This window comes from Mycobacterium sp. 1165178.9 (assembly GCF_001673555.1).
GTDB lineage: Bacteria > Actinomycetota > Actinomycetes > Mycobacteriales > Mycobacteriaceae > Mycobacterium.
On sequence record NZ_LZMB01000192.1, the window covers coordinates 1 to 608 of the forward strand.

At 69.7% G+C, this 608-nt stretch carries 1 protein-coding gene and 1 pseudogene; one reads left to right on the forward strand and one right to left on the reverse strand.

The annotated features are described in order from the left end of the window. On the reverse strand, positions 1–551 hold a 551-nt coding region (locus A5652_RS09295), incomplete at its 3' end, for a nucleotidyltransferase family protein (protein WP_156745236.1). Here A5652_RS09295 and A5652_RS29130 point away from each other — a divergent pair. Then, positions 532–608 (forward strand): annotated as a pseudogene (locus tag A5652_RS29130) (hypothetical protein); the annotation flags it as partial. The gene A5652_RS09295 and the pseudogene A5652_RS29130 overlap by 20 nt on opposite strands.

Genomic DNA, 608 nt, shown 5'->3' on the forward strand with positions numbered 1-608 from the left:
TCGCGGCCGCGCGGAATCCGGTCGATCATCGCGCGCGAGAAGACGTAGCACCCGGCGTTGATCTGGTCGGTCGGCGGGTCCTGGGTCTTCTCCAGGAAGGCGGTGACGCGGCCCTCCTCGGTGGTCACGCAGCCGAACGCCCGCGGGTCGCCCACCCGGACCAGGTGCAGCGTGACGTCGGCTTCCTGAGCCGAGTGGAAGTCGAGCATCTGGCCCAGGTCGGCGCCGGAAAGCACGTCGCCGTTGAACACCATCGCGGTGTCGTGCCGCAGATGGCCGGCGACGTTGGCGATGCCGCCGCCGGTGCCCAGGGGCCGCTCCTCGGTGACGTACTCGATCTGCAAACCCAGCTTGGAGCCATCACCGAACTCGGCCTCGAACACCGCGGCCTGATAGGAGGTGCTCAGGATGACGTGGTCGATGCCGGCCGCGGCGACCCGCGAGAGCAGATGCGTGAGGAACGGCAACCCCGCGGTGGGCAGCATCGGCTTGGGCGCCGACAGCGTCAGGGGCCGCAATCGGGTGCCCTTGCCGCCGACCGACCAGATCAACGCCGGGTGCTACGTCTTCTCGCGCGCGATGATCGACCGGATTCCGCGCGGCCGCGA